Genomic DNA, 24,682 nt, shown 5'->3' with positions numbered 1-24,682 from the left:
CCCTACCACGACCCGCTCCCCGCACGCCTCCTCAGGCCCAAGCGCCCTCAGCATTCTCATGAGTGCAGCCACGAGCCGCCCTGTGGCGCCCCTCAGTAGTGGCTGCGTTCGTGAGAACGTGGTGCGTCCTCGAACCTTTCCACGCCCGTCACACTCCCCCACCACCTCCTCCGGCCCCAGCACCCTTCCGTATTCTCACGAATACAGCCACAAACTGCCCTGTGGTTTCCTACGCGCCTAAATGGGATACACTCCCACCATCCCTTACCCAGCCAGTCACTCTCCTGGTAGAGATACTCGATAGCACCCAGCTTATCGACCTTGGGTCGAAAGCGGCTCCCAACCCTTTGAGTTTTGGGGCTCAAGCTCAGCCGCTATATGCTCGTTTAGCCGACGCAGTTCTCAGACTTGTTCTCTCAGTCTTGTCACCAGACTCCCGCCGTGATTCGAATTCTGTCCAAACACCCGCCGCAAAAGCTCAAGCAAGCTCTTGCCGTCTCTCAAAAGATTTAGCGACGGGAAATCGACTTGTGGGCGATCCTTATTGAGACCAACGCTGCTCCCTGAGCGCCAGGCGTTGATCGGACAGCCTCGCTACGGTGAAAAGCGCTGACAACACCTCTCGGTCCTCGGGTAACGTTATCAACTAGACAGCATACGGCACAACGATTGGCTACCTCCCCTGTTCAAAGCCACCATGTAGCGGTGGATGAGGGTACGCCGACGGTGAAAGCATCAGATCACCAGCAATGGATTGCAGAGTTCATTCACCCGATGGCGCCCTCAACTACGAGCAAGGGACTAGGAAAGTAGCAACGACGTCCTGCACCGCGGCAAATTCATGTACGCCGCCTGTTACGCTCAGGATTTTCTTGTGCCCACGCCTCGGTCACCTAGTATGAGTGCGAAAATTTCTGCACTTACTCCACACTGAGGATGCGTGCGCCGACAATAGAGTCGATTCAGAAATAACTATTTCTCTATTAGCATTTCCAAATGGCTTCCCCACCTCCCCCGGCTATTTCACTGCTCCATGCCACTCGAGGACGTCCACAATTGGCACTTCAATGTCGCAACACCTGGTTGTCTGCGGCAAGCAACCCTGATCAAGTGGAGCATCTGTTTGCTGTTGATGCTGACGATGAGGCATCCTGCGTGGCGTTGAGCGCCTTTCCCCATCGCGTCGTCCAAATACCGAATGGGGGCTGCGTTGCCGCTTGGAATCTTGCAGCCGCCAATGCCCGTGGGAGGGTGCTGGTTCAGCTCTCCGATGACTGGGAGCCTATTCCTGGTTGGGATGACGTCTTTACCGCGAGATTGGGCGATCTTGAGGCACCGCGGGTGCTGAGAATCTCCGACGGACACCGCAAAGATGACCTGTTGTGCATGGCCATCTGTACCAAGGCTCGTTATGAACAGCAGGGATTCTTCCTAGCACCAAGCTACCGTGGTCTTTACTCGGATGATGAGTTTAGCTTTAGAGCGTATCGAGATTCGGTTGTGGTGGATGCACAGGATGTCGTCTTGCGTCACGCTCATCCGAATCATGATGAGACGATCTCCATGGACAGCACCTACCAATGGCAGAATTCCCTGCCGAGGGAAATCCATGGCAGGCAACAGTTTCTTAGTCGAAACCCAAGCGCCCTTTACGGCTGGCTTCACGCCCAGGGACATGGGCGACAGTACTTGCCCGTTTCTGCTTCACCAGCAGCTGACGCTACGCTGCCACGAATCTCTGTCATCATGCGCACGCGGAACCGCCCACAACTCATGCGACGCGCACTGGAGTCCATCGTCCAGCAGAGCTATCCCCAGGTAGAACTTATTGTCGTGGCCCACGAAGAGGCGCTGACTTATGCTTCGGAACTCTTGGAAGGCGCCAAGTCGGCCCATGGTCTTCAATCCCGAATCGTCCAGGCTCGCCCCGGAAGCAGCCTGGGCGCTCTGCTGAATCAGGGCATTGCGGAGGCCACCGGCCACTGGATCATTGCCCTGGATGACGACGACACCTGGCATCATACCTGCCTGGAGCGGCTCGCCGCAACGTTGCTAAGCAATGTCGCCATCGCACCTCGTGCTGCTGCCTGCCAGTATGCGATGGTTCATGAATCCATCAATGAAAGCGGTGAACTGGTGGAGAGTCACCGCACCCATAGCGGCGGGGAGATGAAGCCGCTCCTCCTCACCCGGCAGATAGGCAGAAATCAAATCGTCATTCACGGCTTCCTTTACGAAAAGTCCCTCTGGTCAGAGTTGGGTGGCTACCGGGAAGACCTGCCTGTGGCGGAGGATTGGGACTTTAACCTTCGTTGCCTTCGAGTGACCGAAATTTTGATTCATCCCGAACCGTTGGCCCACTACCACATCCGGGCAAACTCACTTGATCAGACCTACACTGCTGGACGAATGCTGCACAACCACATGCAGGCCCATTTCACCAATAGCGAGGTGAGGCGAATAGCCCACACCCCTGAGGGCAGATCCCACATCTATCTTGCAGGCCAGATTTCCCAGGCCATCGCTGAATTGGGGGATGAAGTCGGCAGGCTGAGGCTGGATCTGGAGGCTTTCCGGAAGCGGGAATCCTCCCTTCAAAAGCAGCTGACTGCAACCGACAAGGAATTGAAAGCGACCCAAAAGCGACTTGCGGAAGAAAAAGAAAGCAACCGCGCCATCCGGAAGCGCTGGATCTTCAAGCTACTAAGGCGATTCCGGATCCTGGCCATCGTCCCATTTTGGCATTTGTTGCCATTGAAGGACCTTTTCATTTGTTTATCTTCGGACAGCCTCGTTTCCTGACCGCTTCTATGGCCTCCAGTTCCCAACGACCTTATATCATCTACCGCCCCCCGCCAGGATGGGGCTTCTGGTCAAACTTTTCCTGTGTGCTCCAGGGACTGGACCATGCAGACCGCCATGGTCTGGTTCCCGTCATTGACATGGAGCGACACCCTACGCGCTACAACGAGGATGAACCTGTGGACGGCGTGACGAACGCCTGGGAGTATTATTTCCATCAACCCAGCTCCCTGACGCTGGCTGAGGCGCTGGATCGCCAGCCACTGGATAACGCGGGCGATGTCACTGGCCCCTTCAGCAGCAACTACCATGTTGTGGTGCCTCCGCCGGAAGTTCTCGCCAGGGGCCGGGAGCTTGTCCGCAAATATGTTCGACTCAAGCCTGACATCCTTGCCAAGCTGGATGCGTTCACTTCAGGGAATACCAGCAAGGACATGCTGGGCGTGCATGTGCGTGGCACGGACATGCGGAAGAAACGTCCTCCATATCACCCGATCCCCAGCACTCCTGAAACCTACCTGGAGCAGGCCAGGTTGCTCGATCAGGACTTTGGATATTCGCGAGTCTTTCTGGCCTGTGACGAACAGGATACGCTGGAGTTGTTTCACGAGCACTTTGGTGATCGTCTCCTGACCCTGCCTGCACACCGCTCCACCATGGATCAACTGGACGATCCAGCTGAATGGGACTACAAGTGGCTTTTCGACGGGAAGCGCCACCACCATCGATACCTGCTTGGGCTTGAGGTATTGCTGGACGCATTGATGCTCTCACGTTGTGGGCATCTGGCCTGCGGCGCGTCCAATGTGTCTCAAGCGGCCATGTATTTCGCTGCGGAGAGCCAAATTGTGCACCCTGTCACTCCGCTATGGATGTGCCCCAGTGTGGACGAGGTATCCGTGGGCAAGGCATACATGGCGGATGCTCCATCTCTTTCACGCGTGCCATCGGCTGCCGTGCTGCGGGGCCATATCAAAGAACTGCACGAATTGCTGGAATACGCAGAAAATGGCAGAGCAGCGGCCCAACAGAACAGCCCGGAGGTGAGGCACCACATGGAAGCCGTTGCGAGCATCAACCGGGAAAGCATTCAACTTCGGGAGAAAATTGCAAAGCTCCAGCGGGAAAAATCTCAATTGCTCGCCAAGCTGGAAAAACTCCAGGGCAGGCTCGAGGTGCAGGCCAAGACCATCAAAATGCTGAAGAACCGCATATCCACTTTGATCAATCGCTGGACGCGTCTTGGCTGGGGCCTGATGCCCTGGAGCAAACCCTCCTGGAGGAAACAACCTTTCAAATAGCTTCTCACTTTCTCCTGACCCCATACGAAACGTGCCATGCACAAGAATCGAGCAGAAATAGATGCCGGCGAAGGATGGGCATCGCCCCCCCTTGTCGCCAAAACCACATAATTTTCCCGTCCATTGAAACAGAGTGTAAAAGTATTCTACGCCTTCGCCCGGTCTGGTGGCACGCTTACCAACCAGCTTCTGGCATGCTGCCCGGAGGTGGTGATTGCATGCGAGGTCGGGGTGAATGAATCGGCGATCTCTTTCGGTCATCAGCTTCGTCAATGGCATCAATTGATTTCAGCCGATGAAGTTGCGGCGTTTGACTGCCTGCCCTATCTGGAACAAGTAAAGATGGCCTCCGCACTGGTGGAGAAACAGGGCAAGGTACTCTGTGTGCGAGACTGGCCCGTGGTAAACTTCTTGCCGGGACTCAGGCCCGGCCAGGTCCCAAGCCGCATCCTTGAAAGTTGGGAATACCTGCATTCCGCGGGCTGGGGCGTCACGGGGATCGCTATCATTCGTCGCTCCTACGAGGTTTACCTGTCCATGCGCAAATACCTCGTACAGTGCACTGCATTAGAGGAAGAAGAATTCTGTACCTGCTATGAAGCTTATCTTAAGGAGATAAACCGGACGGGGATGCCCAAGTTTTTCCTCGAAGACATCAGGTCAGAGCCATTGCAAAGCACGCAATCCATGGCAAGAACGCTGGGGTTGATTGAACCGGCTAGCATCGATGGATTCCACCAGTATCAAGCTTGTACGGGAAACAACACTCTGGCTAGCAAACCCGAATCCGCTCGCTTAAATATGGTCAAGAAGGCAGAAAAACCGGTGCCAGCACCCCCACTGTTTCAGGAACTCGACCGCCTCGCCTCCTATGAATGAACATGAACACCGCTTGTGGCAGATGCTGCATGCGAGAGACGAGAGCCTGCTGGAACTCAAACAACGGCATGCCGGCCTGAATCATACACTCGCCGAACAACATGCCGAGATCCAACGTGTGATCTTGGATCGCAATAGCACCATCGAGGCACTCCAGACGCAGAAGCAGGAGTTGCGGCTCAAAATTGCGCAGTTGCAACAGGAACGAAAAGCGCTGCAAGAGAAGAACCGTGCCTATAGCACCTTTCCTGAGCGCCAAGTTTTGAGATACGTGGATGGTCGCCTGGACGAAATGCGAAGATCCTCTCCAGTCTTCTGGATATTGAATGTCGAGGCCTGGATGTTACGCTCGCTCAAGAGAGATCTGCGCAAGTCTAAGGGAAAAACGCCGAAAACGGAGAGCGGCACTTTCTCTGAACCACATCGGAATGAGTTAAAGGAGTAAAGAGTCCTGTATGCGCAATCTTCCTGCCACATTCGACCCTTAAAGGCAATGTCCTCCAGTTCCCCGCGCCCCTATGTCATCTACCGACCTCCGCCAGGGTGCGGCTTCTGGTCAAATTTTTCCTGTGTGCTTCAGGGGCTGGACTATGCGGACCGTAGCGGTCTGGTTCCGGTGATAGACATGGAGCGCAATCCTACACTCTACAACGAAGATGAGCCCGTGGATGGCGTGATGAACGCCTGGGAATACTATTTTCATCAGCCTGGTTTTCTGTCGCTGGGAGAGGCGTTGACTCAGGACCCATTGGACAACGGGGGGCTCATTGCCGGACGTTTCACAACCGAATCTCCTCCGGTGATACCGCCTCTTGACCTACTCGCCAGAGGACGTGGGCTTGTCGAAAAGTACATCCGGCTTAAACCGGACATTCGGGACAGAGTTGACGCCATCATCCCGTTAGGGGCCGGTGGGGACATACTGGGAGTTCATGTCCGCGGTACGGATATGCGGAAGCACCGGCCCCCTTTGCATCCGGCACCTAATACCGCTGAAACCTATCTAGAGCAGGCCATCCTGCTCGATCAAGAGTTCTCCTATCGGAAGATCTTTCTCGCGTGTGACGAGGTGGAGACAGTCGCTCTGTTTCGAAGCCAGTTCAGAGAGCGCCTCCTCACGATTCCGGCTCATCGCACTGCGATGGCTCACATCGATATGCCACGCGAGGCAGGCTTCAAGTGGCTCTTCGAAAGGGACCGCGATCGTCACCGCTATCTCCTTGGGCTGGAGGTGTTGCTGGACGCCTTGTTGCTTTCGCGCTGCGGACATCTGGCCTGTGGAGCTTCGAATGTCTCCCGGGGAGCCATGTACTTCGCCCCGGAGAGCCAAGTCGTGCATTCGGTGCCGCCGTTGTGGCTGTGCCCCAAGGACGAGGGCCCATCGGTTGGCCGGAGTTATCTCGTGGGAAATCCGCCTCTCGCTCGCCAGGCATCAGCCCGAACTCTCCAGGGGCAGATGAACGAGCTTTATGACCTGCTTGAGCACACCGAGAAGTGCAGAATTGACGCTTTCCTGAATTGGGCTGCCACCAACATGGCTCTCGCTGAAGCGAATGAGAAGCTTCTAAGGCTTCAGAACGTTCATCAAGAGAAGGCCCTTCTGTTGAAAAAAATCGAGGCGCTTCGAGAGCAGGTAAATGACCAGAAAGCCATGATCGAGACGCTGAAGGGCCGCCTCTCCACCTTAATCAATCGTTGGACGCGCTTTGGCTGGAATCTCATGCCTTGGAAGAAGCCCTCCTGGAGGAAACAACCGTTCAAGTAACCCTTTCTCAGCGGATATTAGATTTCATGTTTGAACATATTTCCGTGATCATGCCGACCCGCAACTGTCGGTCACTGATTGCCCACTCAGTTCCCGTTCTTCAGGAGTGGCTACCCAAAGCTGGCGAAGTTATCGTGGTGGATAGCGACTCCACTGATGGCACGCGGGAGTTGATCGCTTCGGCTTTTCCGTTTCCCAACGTAAAGGTCCACAACCGCCCTCCCGGTCTTTATGCTGCATGGAACTTTGGCATTCAGGCCGCCACGCGGCCGGTGACTTACATCTCCACTGCCGGGGATGCGATCTCAGAGCGGGATCTCACCACATTGGATTCTGTATTTAAGCGTCACCAGGTCGATGTAGTGGTTTCCCCTCCCCAGTTTCTTGACAGCGACTACCAGCCCAGCTTTGGACCCCTGTGGCCGATCCACCGTCTGTTGGAGAAGAAGGCAGATCAGGATGTCATCCTTCTCTCGGGCCCGGACCTGGTGGCTTTTGCTCTGAAGGCTGCGCATCCGCCCTGTATAAACAACTGGCTGTGCAGCTCGGCCAGCAATCTCTACCGGACGGAGTATCTAAAAGGCCACCCTTTCCCGGAAGATGCAGGGCATGGAGCAGATACTCTTTTTGGGATCAAAAACGCCCGACACATGAAGGCTGCCTTTTACCTTCACCTCTGCGGCACTTTTGTGATGCATCCCACAGGCAGCCATGCTCATCACCTGAGCAGGGATGAAATCTTCGACATCTATTTTCTCCGTGGTTATCAGGAAGAGCTCCGTTGGCTGGTTGAGCAGACGGTGCCGGACTGTTCCGCCTACATCAAAGAGTTGTTCTGGAATATTGAGCCCGGCCTTGAGATCCACAAGAGGACTGCATCAAGCGATGCTCTTGCTTTGGCAGAGGACCAAAACGGCATCTTGAGAGTCAAGAACCACGATCTTCGAGGAAAAGTCTCCCAGCTTAAAGAGCGCAATGCCAGCCTGAAGGTACAACTTGCCAATGCAAAACAGAAGGGAAAACAGGCCGACCTTGTCCTGAAGAAAGTCCCCAGATGGCTGCGTCGCTGGCTCCGTATCTAGAGCCGGAAGTTCATGTGGGATCCCGACGTCTGCGACAGCATCTCAATACAGCAAACTGAAGTTTGAACTACAAACAACTTCTCCTGAACAGCACCGCATTTCCTTAAACCCCATCCAACCTCCGCAAGCTGAAGCACGCGCTCCGCCCAACATCGACCCCAACACCTTGACCACTGACGCACTGGCTACCTGGCTACTGTATGAGCCAGCACCTCACCAAACGACGCCTTCCACCGTGCGGGGCTGCATTCTGACAGCAGCCATACCCTGCCCTCTGCGCCCATGTGGTAGCGCTCGGAGAGGCTCATGGATTCCAGGATGAGGACATCGCCGGCCAGGCCTGCGGCGTCCCCGGGTTCGTGAAGAAACCCGGTGAGGCCAGCTATCACCGTTTCCGACAAGCCCCCGGAGCGGGCGGCGAGCATGGGTTTGCCGTAGTCGTAGGCCTCATACGTCACCAGGCCCAGCGGCTCCCACCAGACAGAAGGAGCCACCATCGCCCGACAGCCGCTGATGGCGGCGTGCTTGGCCTCGCCTGTGACCAGCCCGAGGTACCGGATGTCCGGATACCGGGCAGCCTCCGCCTTGACGCGGTCTGCCAACGGACCCTCACCACCGATATGCAAAGCCGGGGTGGCAGCACCAAGCCGGGCCCGCAGATGTCGCCAGGCTTCCAGCAGCACCTCCACGCCCTTCACATCCACCAGTCGGCCAAGGAAAAGGTAATAACCGCGGTCATCCGGCGGCGGCGGATTCTTCATCGCGTCCCAGGAGTGCCGCAGGGCGAAAAGCCGGTCTGACTCCACCCCGGTACCGATGGCCAACTTGTCCCGCAGGAACTCCGAGATGCAGACCCAGGCGCGCACGTTGTCCAACCAGCCGGAGGCATGCAACCGGCGCAGCACCCGGGCCATCACAGCAGACTTGAGACGAGATCCCTGCCAGGCCCCGGTCTGGACCTCGCGGCGGTAGTCGCCACCCAGCGCCTCCTCCAGAAACTGCCCGTTCGAGTAAAGCGTGCCCCCTACGGAGAAGGGGCGGAAGTTGTGCACATAATGAATCACCGGCACGCGGTGCCGCGCCGCTGCGTGGTACAGTGAAGGCGAGCCGACTGGAAAGGCATTGTGAAACAAAGCCACCTCCGGCCGGAAGGTCTTGATCATCTCCTCGAACTTCTTGCGGCTGCCGTGATTGTAGAAGGTCTTGATCAACTGCCCGGGGATGGCCAGGGCAGAAGCGCGGGCCCAGTCACGACTCTCAAAGAAACAACGCGCCACCTGATGCTCCTCCCCCAGATGCTGGTAGATCCGGTCCACGGACTTCTCCTCGCCGCCCATGTGGACGTATCTGTTGAACACCTGAAGAATTCTCACCATGTTTTCGCCTCTCGTAATCTTCTCTTGACCGTTCTGGGTTGTCTTGCAGCAGAGAGCCCGCCGCCTCTTATTCCTGAAACCTCTCTGTCTGCCGGGCCGCCCAGGACTCCAGCACAAACATGAGCCACACGGACTGGCTCAGACGCCAGGCCCGCTTGTCCGAGACATCCGTGCGATAGTACGCCTCCAGATGCTTCAGCACCACCTTGGGGTTCATGAGCCCCCGTTCGCGACACTTGTGACTGTGCAGGGTGTCACTGATGCGCTCCTTCCACACCTCATCCCGCATCCACTTCATGAGTGGCAGGGTGAAGGTTTTCTTGCGCGTGTCGTGGGCAATCCACTCCGGCAGGATGTCGTGAAACGCCGCCCTCAGGTTCCGCTTGCCACCATGCAGGTTGAGCTTGCTGGAGGGGCGAAGGCGTCCCGCCAGGGTGAACACCTCCAGATCCACCAGCGGCACCCGTAGCTCCAACGAGTGGGCCATGCTGGTCACGTCATTGTCCCGCAGCAAAGTATTGGGCAGATAGGTCTCCGTTTCCAGCAGCAGCAACTGGTGCAGCCAGGAATCTGGTGCCCGCTGATCCAGATCTGCCACCAGCACATCGCGGATCTCATTGTCCATTGCCAGATGCTCTGCCACGCTGGTGCGGCAGCCCAACAGGCGGGCCGTCTCCCGGGGAGAAAAGATGCCACGCGCATGAGCATGCATTTCCGGCAAGCTGCGTCCGGCGGCGCCACTGGCATAGTAGAGCGCCTTCCATGCCTTGTGCCCCTGCGCCCCCGCCGGGAGCAATCCGTTCAAGGCTCCCGCCAACGGTGCGGTGAGCAGCCGCAGCGGCGTGCGACCTACGGGCAGCAGTTGAGCCAGATGCAGCAGGCGGTGATAGTTGTACCCGCCAAACCATTCGTCTGCCCCCAGGCCGCTCAGGGTCACCTTCACGTGTTTGGCCGCCACCTGCGAGACCAGCCAGGTGTTGAGGGCATCCCCCGTGGGCTGATCCAGGCTGGCGAGATAGTCATCCAGCTTGGCAAACAAGGACGCCGAGGTCAGCCGCTCGCGGACAAACCGGCAGCCGTAGAACTCCGCCGTCTTCTCCGCCGCATCACTCTCATCCGGCACGCCCGCATTTTCCTCGTACCCGATGGAGAAGGCCTGGATGTCAGAAAGCCCGTGCTGCTTCATCAGCGCGACCATGAGGGTCGAGTCCAAACCACCGCTCAAGAACACCCCCACCGGTACATCACTCACGAGATGTGCTTTCACGCTCTGGCTCACCACCTCCCGCGTGAGATCCAGCGCCTCCTTACCGCCTACGCGCTCGGACTTGCCCGGCCACTCGGGGACAAAATAGCGCTCCACCTGCAGATCGCCCTCGCTCCAGCGCAGGAGGTGCCCTGGGGGCAGGCACTGCACGCCTTCGTAGATGGTGTGAGGAGCCTGCACCGCACCCCAACGGAAGTATTCCGCCAGTCCCGCCCGAGAGATCGCGGTGTCTGACCCCATCATCTTGCGCAGCGCCTTGATCTCGGAGCCGATCATCAGCGAGCCATCCGGAAACAGCCGGTAGTACAGCGGCTTGATGCCAAAGGGATCCCGCGCTGCCAGCAGGGTGCCTGACTCTTCATTCCACCAGCCGAAGGCGAACATGCCCCGCAGCTTCTTCAGCACATCCTCAGGCTCAGAGGCGCACTCCAGCATCCGCCCCAGCACCTCCGTATCCCCGGTGGAGTGGAAGGCCGCGCCTGCCAGGGACTCGCGGAGTTCGCGGAAATTGTAGATCTCGCCGTTGAACGTCAGCGTACAGCGGTCCCCGGCAAACCGCATCGGCTGCCGCCCCGCCGGGCTGAGGTCCTGGATCGAGAGACGCCGGAATCCCATGTACCACCCCGGACCACCCGCTTCTGAGCCGTCATCCGGCCCCCGGTGGGTGATGAGATCCAACGCCTGCGACAGCCGCTGCCGCCGCCCGTCGTCCAAACCTCCTCCGTTCTGGAACCAGCCGATGAATCCGCACATGATGTTTTCTCCGTCAAGACAGCAGAAATGAAGCCGTAATTCATCCTGATCGCCAGCCCTAATTGCGCCCCCGTCCGATTCCCTGCGCACGACAGTCTTGACGCCCCAGACCCGTCTGGGATAATTCGACAGCCTATTAATTCTTCCATGCGCTTCTCCGTCTTTTTTGCCACCGCTGCATTGGCCTGCGCTCCGTTTGCCCTCTCCCTGGGGCAGGCTCCTGCGGCAGGAGATCTCCGTCAATGGACCGACGTCCAGGGCCGCGTCATGCAGGCCAAGCTCGCCGGCGTGGAGGGCGACCAGGTGATTTTCGTGCTCGCCTCCGGCCAGTCTGTGAAATTTGCCCTGAGCCGCCTCTCGAATGCGGACCAGGCCTTTATCAAGCAGAACGGCACTGCGGCACCCGGCGGATCGGCCCCTGCGGCGGGCGTGACGACCGCCACAGGCACGCGCACTCCCATCGAGAAACGCACCTGGCCCGATGTCGTGGAGGTTTCCACCCGCGCTATCGAGATCACGGTGGTGGACGAGGTACCTGCCGAGAAGCGCTGCATTTACCGCTCTGAGGCCTTCGAGTTCACCTCCGAGGACAAACTCGCCGGCAGCGTGATGAAGGAAATTGCCCGCACCTTCGAGGCCACGCGCGCCCTCGTGGAGGCTCTCCCCTGGGGCATCGAGCCCCGCCCGCCGGCAGATTTGGGCCGCTATCAGGCCAAGTTCTTCGCCAGCCGGGCCAGCTATGTGGCCAGCGGAGCCCCGGAAAACTCCGGCGGCGTGTACTTCAGCGCCGACCGCACCTTCCGCGTCCCCTTCCAGAGCCTGGGCCTGGACCTGCGTGGCAAGACCTGGTTCAAGGACGACAACTACCGCAATGACACGATCGTCCACGAGATCACCCACCAGCTTATGCATGACTACCTGGGCTTCCTGCCCACGTGGATCATCGAAGGCACTGCCGAGTACACGGAGTCCATCCCCTACAACGCCGGCCGCTTTCAGGCGGGTCGGCACGAGTCCGGCCTGAAGGAGTACATCAAGGAACGCTCCGAGCGGGAGAACATGACCCTGGCCGACTTCCGCGGCTGGGAGGAACACATGCGGATGACCCGCGACAAGTGGGATGAGATCGCCGACAACCCTGCGGGCCAGCACCGCGCGATGCGCCAGCTCTACTTCCAGTCCTACGTGCTGGTGTACTACTTCTGCCACCTGGATGGCGATGGCAAAGGCACCCGCTTCCTGAGGTACCTAGACGCCATGGCCGAAGAGCGCGCCAAAGGGGCCGAGTACGACAAGAAGCTCGCGGAGTACCGCAAGGCCATGGAGGAATTCTTCAAGCTCCCCGGTGTGAAACAACTGGGCGGCGGACGCTTCAGCTACCCCCGGGAGCTCACCCCTCCCCCCCGCCCCGAACGCCCTGAGCGCGTGAACTCCCGCCAGTTTGGCGTGGACAAGCTGGACATCCTCTTCGACGGCCGCAGCTCTGAAGTGCTGCTGAATGACGTTAAGAACGGCTTCAAGAAGATCGGGATCAAGATCTAGAAAGACACCAGACTGGCAGACACCAGACTGGCAGACACCAGACTGGCAGACACCAGACTGGCAGACACCAGACTGGCAGACACCAGACTGGCAGACTCCAGACATCAGACCTGAGCTCTCGCCCAGTAGTCCACGCGTCCCAGGATGACGCTCCGTCGAAGCAAAGTAGTCCAGTCACTTCGGTGCGTCAGTCGCGCAGGCAGGCAGACTGAAGCCTACCACTATCTTCAGCTGCCGCCTCCCGGCGTAGTCCGGTTGTCCCAACCGGCCTTGGGAGCGAAGGGATACCACGCGTCACCCCCTCGAACCCGATGACCGCCTGCAAGCTCAGGCGTTGCATGTGTGCAGGCCCTTGATCACCCTCCCCACACCCCAACCCCCAAAGACCCCGGGCTGTCGGGCGACCTGCCGGGATGCCACCTCAGGAGCCACTCGCGGCAAGCGGGGCGCTCGCCCTACAGTTGACGTCTGGGGGCGACAACGCACCAAAAGACACGCACCATCTCATCCACTCCCCTAACCGGCTGGGGACAGCCGGACTACTCCTGCTGCGGCATGGCAAAGTAGTCCAGTCGTTACCCACGTCTCATGCAGGCAGGCTGAAGCCTACCACTACTTTCAGTTCCCGCCTCCGGCGTAGTCCGGCTGTCCCAACCGGCCTTGGGAGCGGAGAAATACGACGCGTCAGCCCCTCGAACCCGATGACCGCCTGCAAGCTCAGGCGTTGCATGTGCACAGGCCCTTCCACGCTCGCCCCCCTCCCGCTGAAAAATCCCTGGGCTGTCGGGATTGCCACCTCAGGAGCCACTCGCGGCAAGCGGGGCGCTCGCCCTACAGCTGACGTCAGGGGCGTCAACGCACCAAAAGACACGCAACATCTCATCCACTCCGCTCCCCTAACCGGCTGGGGACAGCCGGACTACTCCTGCTGCGACCTCCTACCTCATGTCTTCTGTCTTTCGTCTTCCAGTCTTCTGTCTCACTTCATAAACTCCTTCACACCCCGCAGAAACATCTCCACGGCGATCGCGGTCAGCAGAAGGCCCATGAGGCGCTCCATGGCGGCCAGGCCGCGCTCGCCGACCAGGCGAATGATCCGCTCCCCCAGGAGCAGCACGATACAGGTCACTCCCATGGCGATGGAGATCGCCCCGACCGCGCCCAAGGTGGAGACGCCCTCCCGCGTGGTGAACAAGATCACCGTGGCCAGTGCAGACGGCCCGGCCAGCATGGGAATGGCCATCGGCACGATGAACGGCTCGCCCTGGGGCAGCCCGCCAAACACCTTCTCGGTGGACTCGAACACCATGCGCAGCGCAATCATGAACAGGATGATGCTGCCCGCGATGCCCAGTGAGCTTTGCGACAGCCCGACGAGTTTCAGGAAACCACCCCCAAACGCCAGGAAAAAGAAGAGCACGACCAGCGCGATCCCACACTCCCGCAAAATGACCCGCTTCCTCCGCGCCGGCTCCACCTGGCGCAACAACGAGCTGAACACCGGCACATTGCCCAGTGGATCCAGCACGATAAGCAGGAGCACTAGGGCACTGATCCAGTCGGTAGGGCGCATGCCCCATCATCCGACCCCACCCGGTGGCGTCAAGACCAAGCCATTCCCAGACCGCGCATCCGCATCTCAATCGCTGCGAATCACGGGCTCAACCGGGTCCACTTCCACCCAGAGCCTTCCGCCACCCGGTCATACTGCACCCGGTCGTGCAAGCGGCTGGGGCGCCCCTGCCAGAACTCCACCTCATGGGGATCTAGCACGTACCCACCCCAGAAGGGTGGCAGCGGCACTTGCCCCTCGGGATATTGCGCCTTGAGCACCCGCTCACGCTCCTCCAGCCATTCGCGATTTGGGATGGGGCTGCTCTGCTCAGACACCCAGGCCCCGATCTGGCTGCCATACGGGCGGCTCTTGAAATAGACTCCTGATTCCTCCCGGCCCAGCACCGTGACGGCACCCCGCACGCAGACCTGGCGTTCCCGCTCTTTCCAGAAAAAGACAAGGGAGGCTTTGGGGTTGCCGGTGAGTTCCTGCCCCTTGCGGCTCTGGTAGTTTGTGAAGAAGGAGAACCCCCGCTCATCCAACCCCTTGAGCAGCACGGTACGGGCAGAGGGCTGGCCGCCCGCCGACACTGTCGCCAGCGTCATCGCATTCGCCTCCATCACGCCGGCTGCCAAAGCGTCATCCAGCCACAACCGAAACAACGTGAACGGGTCCCCGGGGAGCGTGGTCTCGTCCAATGCACCTTTTTCGTAGCTAAGTCTGAGGTCGGCGAGATTCGGTTTGCCAGCGGGAGTCATTTGCAGGAAGTAGGGAGTTCAGTGGTTTTTCTGATACAACATGAGCGACGCGGTTGCAGGTGTTCTTTCCAGCTTAGACAAGATCGTCTTCGATGCCGAGACGATCCAGCTTCGTGTTGCTGAGATCGCCGCAGAAATTGTGCGCGATTATCAGGGCCAGGAACTGGACGTGGTCGCCCTCATGGACGGGGCCTTGTTCTTCGTGGTGGACCTGTTGCGCTCCGTGCCCCTCCCCGTGCGGGTGCACACCGTTTCCGTCCGCAGCTATCACGGCGGCACCTCTTCCACCGGGACGGTGCAACTCCTTCAGCGCCTCCCTGCCGGGCTGGAAGGCCGCACCGTGCTGCTCATCGATGACATCCTGGACACCGGGCTCACCCTGGCCACCGTGCAGGATCAGCTCATCACCGCCTGCCAGCCCGCCACGCTCCGCACCGCCGTGCTGCTCAGAAAGCAACGCCCCCGGGACCGCGAGCCCCTGGTGGAATATGTGGGCTTTGACATCCCGGACGAGTTTGTCGTGGGCTACGGCATGGATTACCAGGGGCACTATCGCAATCTGCCCTGCATCGGCGTACTCAGTGAGAGCGCCATTTGATCGTATTCCATCCCCCGCCCCCGCCATGTCATGAAGGTTCGAGTTCTCTACTTCTCAGTTCTAAAGGACCTCACGGGGACCGAAGAGGGTGAAATCGTGCTCGCTAACGGAGCGACGGTGGCAGATCTACTGGCTCACCTTTTTCAGAAATGGCCCGCGCTGCAGGCCTGGGACGCGAGCCTCCTCGTGGCAGTGGACCAGACGTACGCCAAGCGCAACATGCCCCTGCATGAGGGCGCTGAAGTGGCCATCATGCCCCCGGTTCAAGGAGGCTAGCGCCCCGGCCCGCCGTCGACCCCCCGTTTTGCCCCGCCATGGAAGCCCCCGCCCCCACTTCCCCTGCTCTCAGCCCCTGCCCCTTTCTCCCGCAGATCAATCGGCGCTACTCGGCCGATGAGATTCACGCGTTGGGCCGGGACCGCAGCGCGACCTTCTACCACACAGCGCTGCACTATGCCCAGAGCCTGTGGCTGGAGGGATTCCCCGCCAAGTCTCTGCTCCTGGTGAACCGGGCGCTCTCCTGCCATCTGCCGGAGGTGTCCCTGCAGTCCGAGGGATTCCGCCCCTATCACGCCGTGGCCTGGATTCTCCAGCATCGTCCGGAGGGCCAGTTCATCGGCAATCCCCGCCGTCACTACCAGCACCTCGCCACCCGCATGGTGGAGCCGCACAGGACTCTGCGCACCTGGCGCGCCTGGGCCTGCTGGTATCTTTCCAAGCATCTGCTGCCTGAGTCTGAGCACCCATCGGATGAGAAGCAAATCCGGGAGGAAGGCATCGTCGAGCCTCGCCGCTTGGACATCGTCCGGCATCTTACGGAACTCAGCCCTTCCGACGATGTTGCCGCATGGCAGGCCGCACTGAAGTGGGCAGGCGAACATTGGTCACCCGCCAGCCACCTGCAGTTTGTTCCAGCGCGGCGGGAGGATCTGCCCACCGTGGAGGCCCTGGCCCGGGAAATCTGGCCCCAGGTTTACCGCGAACTCATCACCCCCGATCAGATCCAGTACATGCTGGGCCTGATGTACAACGTGCCTCATCTGGAGGAGGAAGTCAGCACCCGTGGTGTGAGGTATCAACTCATTCGCGAGGAAGACGGCAGCATCGTCGGATTCCTGGGCTGGGAGTTGGAGGCGGGGGCAGAGTCGGAAAGATCCACCGCACTGCTGCACAAGCTCTATGTGAAGCCCAACCAGCACGGCCGCGGCATCGGGGCTTCAGCCCTGACGCATGTGATTGAGGAAGCCACGGCCGAGGGAGCAAGCGCGCTCCAGCTCCGCGTGAACCGGCAGAATCGCAAAGCCATCCGCGCTTATTTACGCGCCGGGTTCGAGTTCGAGGAAGACCGCTGCACAGACATCGGTGGCGGGTTTGTGATGGACGATCACGTGATGGCGAAGCGGTTGTGAGGATTGCCCTGCTGGCAGGTCACGCTCCAAACGTCCCACAATGCCCTTCCCGCTCCGCAGATGAGCCAGGTTCGATGAACAACGTCACAGCAACAACCTCACCCGCCCTCTCGGTCGCTGCGGCTCAAGTCTTGAGTCTTCTGTCTTGAAGTCTTGTGTCTCCGGCGCAGCCGGCCCTACTTCATCGTCAGCTTGCCCATCAAGTAGCGCAGCTTCTCATGCGTCATCGTCACCACCTCGTCAGAGGGATCGCCCTCCGCGGCGGTCCAGTGGCGTTGTAGCATCTGCAAGATACTGCCGACCTGGGCGATGGTTTCATCGGTCCGGGCCGCTTCGGTGAGGCGCTCATAGCGGGCGATCATCTCATCCAGCAGGGTCTTGGAGCCAATGCAGAGGGACTTGTTCTCCAGCGCCGTGTTCCCCACCACGAGCTCGGAGCTGATCTCCAGCAGGCGCAGCCACATGCCCAGATCCACCAGGATGGCCAGGTCATCATCGCGCTGCTCCTTGAGCAGGTTCGAGATCACACCCTGCTTCTGCACCAGCCTTTCGCGCAGCATGGGCCAGTCCTCGGCCTCGGCCATCTTGCCTTCGGCCAGGATGTCGGGGGTGATCTTTTCCGCCAGGCCCAGCACGCGGGCGTAGTTCAGCACTTCCTGGTTGTTGTTCTTGAACTGCTGGGCATGGCCAGCCTGGAGCGTCAGGTAGGCATCCGCCACCAGGCCACCCAGGGTGAAAGCCACCTTGCGCCGGTCTGACGAGGGCGTGGGCGGCGGCTGGCGGTAGAGAGTGCGCCACCGGGCCTTGGTCTGCTTGCCCACGCAATCAAGAAAATCCGCTGGCAGCATCTCCGGATGAGGCTGCGGAACAACATCCGCAGCCCTGAGACCGGAAGATCCCAGCAGAACTGCGGCTACACAGACCGACAGTGCTGCCAGGCGCCATTGCATCCCCGACTGAGACCAGTGCTGGCGCAGAATGTTCATTCCACCGTCACGCTTTTGGCAAGGTTGCGAGGCTTGTCCACATCGCATCCGCGGGCCACGGCCACATAGTAGGCCAGCAGCTGGAGAGGAATGACCGTGAGCAGGGGGCTCAGGATCGAGGGGCTGCGCGGGATGTAGATCACATCATCCGCCACCTTCTCAATGTTCGGGTGTCCCTCGGTCGCCACCGCCACGACCGGGCCCTTGCGCGCCTTCACTTCCTCGATGTTGCTGATGTTCTTCTCAAACACCGCATCATGCGGTGCAAGGAAAATACTTGGCAGCTCCGGCTTCACAAGCGCGATGATGCCGTGCTTCAGCTCGGCGCTGGGGTGACCGCTGGCGTAGATGTAGCTGATCTCCTTCATCTTCAGCGCCCCTTCCATCGCCACGGGGTAGTTGATCTGGCGGCCCATGAAGAGCATGCCATCCGCGTCTGCGTACTTGTTGGCGATGGTCTTGATATGATCCGCCTGCTCCAGGATCGAGGCAATCTTGTCCGGGATCGCCTCCAGTTCATCGATGAGCTCCAGGCCGTCCGTGCTGCTCAGGTGGTGAATGCGGCCGAAGAGGAAGCTCAACAGCGTGAGCACCGCCACCTGGGAGGTGAAGCTCTTCGTCGCCGCCACCCCGATCTCCGGACCGGCGTGGATGTAGATGCCGCCGTCCGTCTCACGGGCGATGGTGCTGGCCACGTTGTTCACGATGCCGAGCACCTTCATGCCCTTTCGCTTGGCTTCGCGTAGGGCAGCGAGGGTGTCGATGGTTTCACCGCTCTGGCTGATCACGAACTGCAGCGTGTTCTTGTCCGTGGGCACGTTCCGATAGCGAAACTCGCTGGCGATCTCCACCTCCGTGGGGATGCGGGCCACGGTCTCCAACAGGTACTCGCCCACCATGCCGGCATGGTAGGCCGTGCCGCAGCCGCTGAGGATGATGCGGTCGATCTGACGCAACTCCATGGGCGACATCTGCAGGCCCCCGAGCACCACCGTCGCCTCATCGCGAGAGAGACGGCCGCGCAGGGCATTGCGCAGAGATTGTGGCTGCTCATAGATCTCCTTGAGCATGTAATGCGGGAAGTCGCCCATCTCCGCATCGTCTTCCGTGAAGTCCACCCGGCTCACGCTGACTTTTGCGGAGCCGCCAGCCAGGGCCTGCACGTCGAAGGTGTCTTTCGTGATGGTGACGACGTCGTAGTCGTTGAGATAGATGACGTCCTTCGTGTGCGCGATGATGGCGGACACGTCACTGGCCAGGAAGTGCTCCTCCTGCCCGAGACCGACCACCAGCGGGCTGCCCAGACGGGCCCCCACAATGACGTCCGGCGCATCGGTATGAATGGCGGCAATGCCGTAGGTACCCTTCACCCGGGGCAGAGCCGCCTGCACGGCTCCAACGAGCCTGGCGACGGGGTCAGCCTGTGGGCTGGCGTCGTAGTACACGCCGATGAGGTGGGCCAGGACTTCCGTGTCCGTTTCCGAGCCAAAAGTGTGACCATCCGCCAGCAGGGCATCCCGCAGGGTCTGGTAGTTCTCGATGACGCCGTTGTGGACGATGGCCAGATTGCCCGACTGGTCCCGGTGAGGGTGGGCGTTTTCATCTGTGGGTGCCCCGTGGGTGGCCCAGCGGGTATGGCTGATTCCTGCCATGCTTTGCGGAGCCGTCTCCGCCACGAGCTGGCGCAGGTTGTCGATGCGTCCCGCCCGGCGCAGCACCTGGAGGCTGGCCCCATTCTGCAGGGCCATCCCAGCAGAATCATAACCACGATATTCCAGACGCCGCAACCCATCGAGGAGGATGGGACTGGCCTGACGCTTGCCGATGTAGCCTACAATGCCGCACATGTGTGAATGGAGAGGGAAAAAAGGTGATAGAAAAAGCTGCCCCGATGCTAACCCCCGATGGAGACAGGGTCAAGGCGGTGTCACACCCGCAGAAAAACCTGCGTGAGGCCTCCTCCGACTGCCTCAAAAGCGGAGAATTGTTGCAATCCGGGGCCTTTGGCGGTTGATGAACGGACCATGCGCGCGCCGCCCAAGAAGTTTGTCCCCCACCCCTTCCCCTACCATCACGAGTTCACGCTCGAGATTGAGACCCTGACCAATCTGGGCCACGGCCTGGCCCGCGTGGACGGCTGGGTGGTGATGGTGCCCTTTGCCCTGCCTCAGGAAAAGGTGCTGGCCCGAGTGCATCGCAACCACAAGAACTACAGTGAGGCCGATCTGCTGGAAGTGCTGGAACCCTCCCCGCATCGCGTCCAGCCCCCCTGCCCCGTGTTCGGCCAGTGTGGCGGCTGCCAGTACCAGAACATGGACTACCCCACCCAGCTGGACTGGAAGCGCCAGCAGGTGGCAGAGCTCCTGAAGCACATGGCCCGCATCGAGCACCCGGTGGAGCCTGTCATCCCCTCGCCCACCCAGTACACCTACCGGTCCAAGATCACCCCGCACTTCGCCCCGCCGCGCGATGGGACCATCAGTGAGATCGGCTTCCTGGCCGACAGCAGCCGCTACCGCATCATCGATGTGCCGCGGTGCGAGATCGCCATGCCGGAGCTCAACGAGCGTCTCACCTCCCTGCGAGATGAGGTGCGGCAGAACGCGCACCGCTACAAGCGCGCCGCCACCCTGCTCATGCGCGCGTCTGAGGGCAAGGTGCTCACGGAATCCTCCCAGATCGCTGTGGAAGTGGTGGAAGGCGTCCGCTTTGAGTTCCAGGCCGGTGACTTCTTCCAGAACAACCCGTTTATCCTGCCCGCCTTCGTCCAGCATGTGGCCCGCGAGGCCCGCACGGACGGAGCGCGTTATCTCATCGATGCCTACTGCGGCAGCGGCCTCTTTGCCCTGGCCTGCGCCCGCCACTTCGAGCAGGTGAACGGCGTGGAGATCTCCGAGAGCGCCGTGGCCAAGGCCACGCACAACGCCCGCATCAACAACATCACCAACGCGAAATTCATCGCCGGCAGTGCCGAGCGCATCTTCGCCGGGGTGATGCTGCCCGCAGAGGAGTCCTCCATCATTGTGGACCCACCCCGCGCCGGCTGCGGCGAGGACTTCCTGCACCAGCTCTTTGCCTACGGGCCGCACAACGTCGTGTACGTTTCCTGCAACCCCGCCACCCAGATGCGCGACCTCGTGAAGTTCGTGGAAGCCGGTTACACCCTGGAAAAGGTGCAGCCGTTTGACCTCTTCCCCCAGACCCGCCACCTGGAGTGCGTGATGACGTTGACGAAGAAAGTTGGGAGTTAGATGTAAAGAGTTATGGGTTAGATGCATTGCGTTCTCACGAACACAGCCGCGACTGAGGGGCGCCGTAGGGGCACTCGTAGCTGCATTCGTGAGAATGCGGATGGGTGCCGAGGCATAAGGATGCCCTGCAACGATCACGGCGTAGCAGGGACGATGGACGCTCCACGCTCTCACGAGCGCAGCTACAATACTGAGGTCCGCCGCAGACGAAACTCGTAGCTGCATTTGTAAAAATGCGGTTCGGCGCTGGGCCGAAGCATGCCCTCAGACGATTCCAACACCGCAAGGACGAACCACCCACCACGCTCTCACGAGCGCAGCTACATTGACGCTCGCCGCGGTTACACAGGCGCAATCACTCGGCTCCGAACCCGGAGGGTTCACCATCCGTAGCCATGGGTCGGCCGAGTTTGGCGAGGACTACCCATGGTATCCCCACCCCTGACCCTACCGCGGAGCGGTAGGCCCATGGCATCCCCACCCCTGATCCTCTCCTCAACCACATCGCCCCTCCCCCTCACTCATAACTCATAACCCTTAACTCCTACCCCCTAACTCTCCTCCCCAACCACAGCCCCACCGCCAGCAACACCACATCCCGCACCAGGCCCTCCCAGATATGCGTGGTCCCGTTCTTCCCGCCAAAGCATCCGCACTCCACATCCAGCCCCCGTACCAACGCCGTGACCAACGCAATGCCAAAGGCCACGAGCGACAAATTCAACAACAACAAACCACCGCGACGCAACACGCCGGTAATCACGGCCAGCCCGGCAAAGATCTCCAGCCAAGGCAGGCCCAGCGCCAGCCACGCCGCAAAGGGATCCGGCAGCATCCGGAATGAGCGCACACTGATCAAAAACAGTGTTGGATCCTGAACCTTGAGCCAGCCCGCCCACACGAACAGCCCACCGAAGCCCCATGCGAGCACACGGGTGAGCCAGATCTGCCAGGTGGGTTGCCGCCGCTCTTCCATAGGTCAATACTGGAATTCAATACGCATGGGATGCGCATGGCTTCTCACGCAAAAGCCGCGATGAACGCCGAGTCTAGCGCCAGCGTTTCATTCACATTGGTGTGCAGATTGGAGTGCAGCTTGCGCAGCTCCTTCAGCCGCCTTGCCAGCGTACTGCCATCCCAGCGGGCCGCCAGGGCCTTGGTCGCCGCGGCGTAGTCCGGCAGGTCCAGACGCTCCAGGCCCACCTGATGACGCAGCACATCGCCCATCCAGGCCAGGAGCAGCTCCATCAGCGCATCGCGCTCCTGACGGTAGCGCGACTCGATCGCCGCCTCGGTCTCCTCCTCGCGGGACTTGACCCAGGAGTTGTCCACGTCGGTCGTGCTCTTGTAGAACTTCTTCTCCTCCTCAAACTGCGCCTCCAGCTGCTTCGTCAGAGCCTCATGGATGTCCTCCAGGATCTCTTCAAACTCCCGTCGCAGGGTCATGGCCCCCGCCAGGGAGTCAGACTTGCGATTGGCCAGGTCAGAAAGCAGGTCGACGAGGCGCACTTCTGATTCAGAAAGCTTCCGCGTGTTCTCCTCCGGCATGAGCGAAATGCGGATCACGCGGGACAGAATGGTCTCCAGAAACTGCTGGGGCTGCTCAGACAGCAGCAGGAAGAGCGTCCGGGGGGGCGGCTCCTCCAGCGTTCGCAGGAACGCATTCTGCGCCTGCACGTTCATCCGCTCCGCATCCACGATGACGCACATGCGATGCTGTGCCCCAGAGGAGGTAACAAAGAGGTAGGGCTCCACCTGCTCGCGAATGGCGTCCACCTTGATCTGGCGGGACTTGCTCTCAGGCCGCACCACGCAGATGCCGTGCTTCTCCCAGGTGTCCAGATCCTTGTAGGCACTGCCAGAGACGAGGTTCAGCATCCGCACCGCAAAGGCCGACAGATCCGCCTCCTTGGGGCCGCAGATGAGGTAGGCATGCCCCAGCCGCCCCCGCTCCCGGGCGCGGTTCACGAATTGCAGTGCGATGTCTGCCTTGAATGCCATGCTCCTTCCCTACGCATGGCACCCCGGTTGTCGAAGCAAATCAAAAGCCGCTTTCCTTTTTCCGGCCCCGCGGCATCTTGACCCTCCCCAAAAATCACCTTTCCCAGCCCCCGCCCCCCAACGATCATGTCCCTAGAAGCCAGCCAGTTGGCCTTTGCCGAGCGCGATTCCAAGCAGACCATCGAGCAGGGCCTCGTCCTCGCCCCCAAGTTCGATGCCGACGGCCTCATCCCAGCCATCGCCCTCGACCACAAGACCAACGAGCCCCTCATGGTCGCCTACATGAACGAGGAAACCCTGCGCATGACCATCGCCCTGGGTGAGGCCGTGTACTACAGCCGCAGCCGCAAGGAGATCTGGCACAAGGGCAAGACCTCCGGCGAATTCCAGGTGGTGAAAGAGATCCGCGTAGATTGCGACCAGGACGCCGTGATTCTGAAAGTCGAGCAACTCGGCGGCGGCTGCTGCCACACCAAGGCCCCCACCTGCTTCTACCGCAAGGTGGACCTGGAGAACGTGACGGCGGGACCTGTGCCGTTGGTGAAGGGGTGACCCGCTGCGCGGGAGACAGAAGACTTTGAAGACACAAGACGCAAGACTTGAGGTCAGGGGCATGATGCGCGCGATGCCACGAGGCTACGTCAGGCGCACCACCCACGTCTCATGCAGGCAGGCTAAAGCCTACCACTACTTTCAGCTGCCACCCACGGCGTAGTCCGGTTGTCCCAACCCGCTTCGGGAGCGGAGGGATGCAGCGTGTCACCCCCTAGGACCGGATGACTGTCTGCGTCGGGATGCCTCATCGGGGCCGCTCGCGGCAAGTGGGGCGCTCGCCCTACAGTTGACGTCAGCCGCGGCGAGACACCACAAGGCCAACAACGCCGATTCACTCCGCTCCCCCCAAGCGGCTGGGGACAGCCGGACCACTCCCGCAGCAACATGACAATGCAGTCCAGCACTTCAGTGCGTCAGTCGCGCCATCCACATCCTCCAATACCGAGCTGAAGCTCTGAACTACTTTAAGCTGCCACCTGCGGCGTAGTCCCGTTGTGCCAACGGCTTTGCGAGCGGAGGAAGGCAGCGTGTTGAACTCCTGAACCCGATGGCCGTCCACCACCTCAGGAGCCGAGCGACTGAGCGGGGCTAGGAACCCCCGCCTCCTTTACCCGCAAACAAACTTCAAAAAGTCTTGGCCGCAGAATAGAGGAGGCGGGGTCTCCGGCCCCGCGTGGAAGCAGAGGGAGCGGCAGCAAAAGGCCGCTGCACGCCCTAACCACGCGCCACCTCAAACATCACGCCTTCGACCAGGACAGGGGCGTCCCTCCCTCCTTTACTGACTCAAGTCTTTCGTCTTGAA

Annotated in this window: 20 protein-coding genes; 12 read left to right on the top strand and 8 right to left on the bottom strand. The window is 60.3% G+C overall.

The features are described 5' to 3' along the window. Positions 1 to 1,386: 1,386 nt before the first annotated feature. The 6 genes from BV034_RS14520 to BV034_RS14495 all read left to right on the top strand — a co-directional run bounded on the left by BV034_RS14520 (position 1,387) and on the right by BV034_RS14495 (position 7,829). On the top strand, positions 1,387 to 2,802 hold the full coding sequence (locus tag BV034_RS14520) for a glycosyltransferase (RefSeq protein ID WP_265593010.1): 1,416 nt from the start codon (positions 1,387 to 1,389) through the stop codon (positions 2,800 to 2,802). A gap of 8 nt (positions 2,803 to 2,810) precedes the next feature. Then, positions 2,811 to 4,103 carry a hypothetical protein gene (locus tag BV034_RS14515; protein ID WP_050027727.1) on the top strand — a complete coding sequence of 431 codons (1,293 nt, stop codon included), beginning with the start codon at positions 2,811 to 2,813 and terminating at the stop codon, positions 4,101 to 4,103. 123 nt (positions 4,104 to 4,226) lie between these two features. Continuing rightward, positions 4,227 to 4,982 (top strand): hypothetical protein, encoded by a 756-nt coding sequence (locus BV034_RS14510; RefSeq protein WP_050027726.1) that lies wholly within the window; start codon positions 4,227 to 4,229, stop codon positions 4,980 to 4,982. After that, on the top strand, positions 4,975 to 5,427 hold the full coding sequence (locus BV034_RS14505) for a hypothetical protein (RefSeq protein WP_050027725.1): 453 nt from the start codon (positions 4,975 to 4,977) through the stop codon (positions 5,425 to 5,427). Before BV034_RS14510 ends, BV034_RS14505 begins: the two co-directional genes overlap by 8 nt. A 48-nt stretch (positions 5,428 to 5,475) precedes the next feature. Beyond that, entirely contained in the window at positions 5,476 to 6,747 is a 1,272-nt protein-coding gene (locus BV034_RS14500; protein WP_265593009.1) for an O-fucosyltransferase family protein, read from the top strand. Beyond that, the gene (locus tag BV034_RS14495) at positions 6,708 to 7,829 is read left to right on the top strand and encodes a glycosyltransferase family 2 protein (RefSeq protein ID WP_265593008.1); all 1,122 of its coding nucleotides are present in this window, start codon (positions 6,708 to 6,710) and stop codon (positions 7,827 to 7,829) included. The genes BV034_RS14500 and BV034_RS14495 overlap by 40 nt, the downstream gene beginning before the upstream one ends. A gap of 185 nt (positions 7,830 to 8,014) precedes the next feature. On the opposite strand, the gene BV034_RS14490 is transcribed toward BV034_RS14495, so the two are convergent. Further along, complete coding sequence (locus BV034_RS14490; RefSeq protein ID WP_081887824.1) at positions 8,015 to 9,205, bottom strand: glycosyltransferase family 4 protein; 1,191 nt, start codon at positions 9,203 to 9,205, stop codon at positions 8,015 to 8,017. A gap of 67 nt (positions 9,206 to 9,272) precedes the next feature. After that, positions 9,273 to 11,225 carry an asparagine synthase (glutamine-hydrolyzing) gene (gene asnB, locus BV034_RS14485; RefSeq protein WP_050027721.1) on the bottom strand — a complete coding sequence of 651 codons (1,953 nt, stop codon included), beginning with the start codon at positions 11,223 to 11,225 and terminating at the stop codon, positions 9,273 to 9,275. A gap of 147 nt (positions 11,226 to 11,372) precedes the next feature. Between asnB and BV034_RS36040 the strand changes: the two genes are divergently transcribed. Next, positions 11,373 to 12,767, top strand: coding sequence for a hypothetical protein (locus BV034_RS36040; RefSeq protein ID WP_050027720.1), 1,395 nt, complete (start codon positions 11,373 to 11,375; stop codon positions 12,765 to 12,767). Between the two features lie 979 nt (positions 12,768 to 13,746). Here BV034_RS36040 and BV034_RS14475 read toward each other — a convergent pair. Together BV034_RS14475 and pdxH are read right to left on the bottom strand one after the other, a co-directional pair. Continuing rightward, positions 13,747 to 14,340, bottom strand: coding sequence for a MarC family protein (locus BV034_RS14475; RefSeq protein WP_050027719.1), 594 nt, complete (start codon positions 14,338 to 14,340; stop codon positions 13,747 to 13,749). 80 nt (positions 14,341 to 14,420) lie between these two features. Next, complete coding sequence (gene pdxH, locus BV034_RS14470) at positions 14,421 to 15,080, bottom strand: pyridoxamine 5'-phosphate oxidase (protein ID WP_050027718.1); 660 nt, start codon at positions 15,078 to 15,080, stop codon at positions 14,421 to 14,423. Positions 15,081 to 15,120: 40 nt separating this feature from the next. Here pdxH and hpt point away from each other — a divergent pair, with 40 nt between their 5' ends. Genes hpt through BV034_RS34765 form a run of 3 tightly spaced genes read left to right on the top strand, consistent with a single transcriptional unit; the run spans position 15,121 to position 17,087 of the window. Next, positions 15,121 to 15,678, top strand: a complete 558-nt coding sequence (gene hpt, locus BV034_RS14465; protein ID WP_050027717.1) for a hypoxanthine phosphoribosyltransferase — start codon at positions 15,121 to 15,123, stop codon at positions 15,676 to 15,678. A 30-nt stretch (positions 15,679 to 15,708) separates the two neighbouring features. Continuing rightward, a complete protein-coding gene (moaD, locus tag BV034_RS14460; RefSeq protein WP_050027716.1) occupies positions 15,709 to 15,954 on the top strand; it encodes a molybdopterin converting factor subunit 1 in 246 nt (81 codons plus the stop codon). Positions 15,955 to 15,992: 38 nt separating this feature from the next. Beyond that, the gene (locus BV034_RS34765; RefSeq protein ID WP_050027715.1) at positions 15,993 to 17,087 is read left to right on the top strand and encodes a GNAT family N-acetyltransferase; all 1,095 of its coding nucleotides are present in this window, start codon (positions 15,993 to 15,995) and stop codon (positions 17,085 to 17,087) included. A 176-nt stretch (positions 17,088 to 17,263) separates the two neighbouring features. Here BV034_RS34765 and BV034_RS14450 read toward each other — a convergent pair whose 3' ends face one another. Both BV034_RS14450 and glmS read right to left on the bottom strand, forming a co-directional pair. Then, on the bottom strand, positions 17,264 to 18,037 hold the full coding sequence (locus tag BV034_RS14450; protein WP_265593007.1) for a hypothetical protein: 774 nt from the start codon (positions 18,035 to 18,037) through the stop codon (positions 17,264 to 17,266). Positions 18,038 to 18,069: 32 nt separating this feature from the next. After that, positions 18,070 to 19,920: a glutamine--fructose-6-phosphate transaminase (isomerizing) gene (glmS, locus tag BV034_RS14445; protein ID WP_050027713.1), complete on the bottom strand. Its 1,851-nt coding sequence runs from the start codon at positions 19,918 to 19,920 to the stop codon at positions 18,070 to 18,072. A 177-nt stretch (positions 19,921 to 20,097) separates the two neighbouring features. Between glmS and BV034_RS14440 the strand changes: the two genes are divergently transcribed. Next, positions 20,098 to 21,324 (top strand): class I SAM-dependent RNA methyltransferase, encoded by a 1,227-nt coding sequence (locus BV034_RS14440; protein ID WP_050027712.1) that lies wholly within the window; start codon positions 20,098 to 20,100, stop codon positions 21,322 to 21,324. Between the two features lie 544 nt (positions 21,325 to 21,868). Here BV034_RS14440 and BV034_RS14435 read toward each other — a convergent pair. Both BV034_RS14435 and BV034_RS14430 read right to left on the bottom strand, forming a co-directional pair. Beyond that, positions 21,869 to 22,300: a MauE/DoxX family redox-associated membrane protein gene (locus BV034_RS14435; protein ID WP_050027711.1), complete on the bottom strand. Its 432-nt coding sequence runs from the start codon at positions 22,298 to 22,300 to the stop codon at positions 21,869 to 21,871. A 44-nt stretch (positions 22,301 to 22,344) separates the two neighbouring features. Next, positions 22,345 to 23,325 (bottom strand): DNA polymerase III subunit delta', encoded by a 981-nt coding sequence (locus BV034_RS14430; RefSeq protein ID WP_050027710.1) that lies wholly within the window; start codon positions 23,323 to 23,325, stop codon positions 22,345 to 22,347. A gap of 126 nt (positions 23,326 to 23,451) precedes the next feature. Here BV034_RS14430 and hisI point away from each other — a divergent pair, with 126 nt between their 5' ends. Next, complete coding sequence (gene hisI, locus BV034_RS14425; protein WP_050027709.1) at positions 23,452 to 23,877, top strand: phosphoribosyl-AMP cyclohydrolase; 426 nt, start codon at positions 23,452 to 23,454, stop codon at positions 23,875 to 23,877. Positions 23,878 to 24,682: the final 805 nt, after the last annotated feature.

Source organism: Verrucomicrobium sp. BvORR034 (assembly GCF_000739635.1).
Classification (GTDB): domain Bacteria; phylum Verrucomicrobiota; class Verrucomicrobiia; order Verrucomicrobiales; family Verrucomicrobiaceae; genus Verrucomicrobium.
The sequence above is the reverse complement of the archived record's forward strand: the minus strand, read 5'-3'. Positions and strand labels throughout refer to the sequence as shown.

Bases quoted from the DNA above. Each gene is read 5' to 3' on its own strand.
- BV034_RS36040 (WP_050027720.1), top strand. From the start codon at position 11,373: ATGCGCTTCTCCGTCTTTTTTGCCACCGCTGCATTGGCCTGCGCTCCG.
- hpt (WP_050027717.1), top strand. From the start codon at position 15,121: ATGAGCGACGCGGTTGCAGGTGTTCTTTCCAGCTTAGACAAGATCGTC.
- BV034_RS14475 (WP_050027719.1), bottom strand. From the start codon at position 14,340: ATGCGCCCTACCGACTGGATCAGTGCCCTAGTGCTCCTGCTTATCGTG.
- BV034_RS14520 (WP_265593010.1), top strand. From the start codon at position 1,387: ATGGCCATCTGTACCAAGGCTCGTTATGAACAGCAGGGATTCTTCCTA.
- BV034_RS14490 (WP_081887824.1), bottom strand. From the start codon at position 9,205: ATGGTGAGAATTCTTCAGGTGTTCAACAGATACGTCCACATGGGCGGC.
- BV034_RS34765 (WP_050027715.1), top strand. From the start codon at position 15,993: ATGGAAGCCCCCGCCCCCACTTCCCCTGCTCTCAGCCCCTGCCCCTTT.
- BV034_RS14500 (WP_265593009.1), top strand. From the start codon at position 5,476: ATGTCCTCCAGTTCCCCGCGCCCCTATGTCATCTACCGACCTCCGCCA.
- pdxH (WP_050027718.1), bottom strand. From the start codon at position 15,080: ATGACTCCCGCTGGCAAACCGAATCTCGCCGACCTCAGACTTAGCTAC.
- glmS (WP_050027713.1), bottom strand. From the start codon at position 19,920: ATGTGCGGCATTGTAGGCTACATCGGCAAGCGTCAGGCCAGTCCCATC.
- BV034_RS14505 (WP_050027725.1), top strand. From the start codon at position 4,975: ATGAATGAACATGAACACCGCTTGTGGCAGATGCTGCATGCGAGAGAC.
- hisI (WP_050027709.1), top strand. From the start codon at position 23,452: ATGTCCCTAGAAGCCAGCCAGTTGGCCTTTGCCGAGCGCGATTCCAAG.
- BV034_RS14515 (WP_050027727.1), top strand. From the start codon at position 2,811: ATGGCCTCCAGTTCCCAACGACCTTATATCATCTACCGCCCCCCGCCA.
- asnB (WP_050027721.1), bottom strand. From the start codon at position 11,225: ATGTGCGGATTCATCGGCTGGTTCCAGAACGGAGGAGGTTTGGACGAC.
- BV034_RS14435 (WP_050027711.1), bottom strand. From the start codon at position 22,300: ATGGAAGAGCGGCGGCAACCCACCTGGCAGATCTGGCTCACCCGTGTG.
- moaD (WP_050027716.1), top strand. From the start codon at position 15,709: ATGAAGGTTCGAGTTCTCTACTTCTCAGTTCTAAAGGACCTCACGGGG.
- BV034_RS14450 (WP_265593007.1), bottom strand. From the start codon at position 18,037: ATGCAATGGCGCCTGGCAGCACTGTCGGTCTGTGTAGCCGCAGTTCTG.
- BV034_RS14440 (WP_050027712.1), top strand. From the start codon at position 20,098: ATGCGCGCGCCGCCCAAGAAGTTTGTCCCCCACCCCTTCCCCTACCAT.
- BV034_RS14430 (WP_050027710.1), bottom strand. From the start codon at position 23,325: ATGGCATTCAAGGCAGACATCGCACTGCAATTCGTGAACCGCGCCCGG.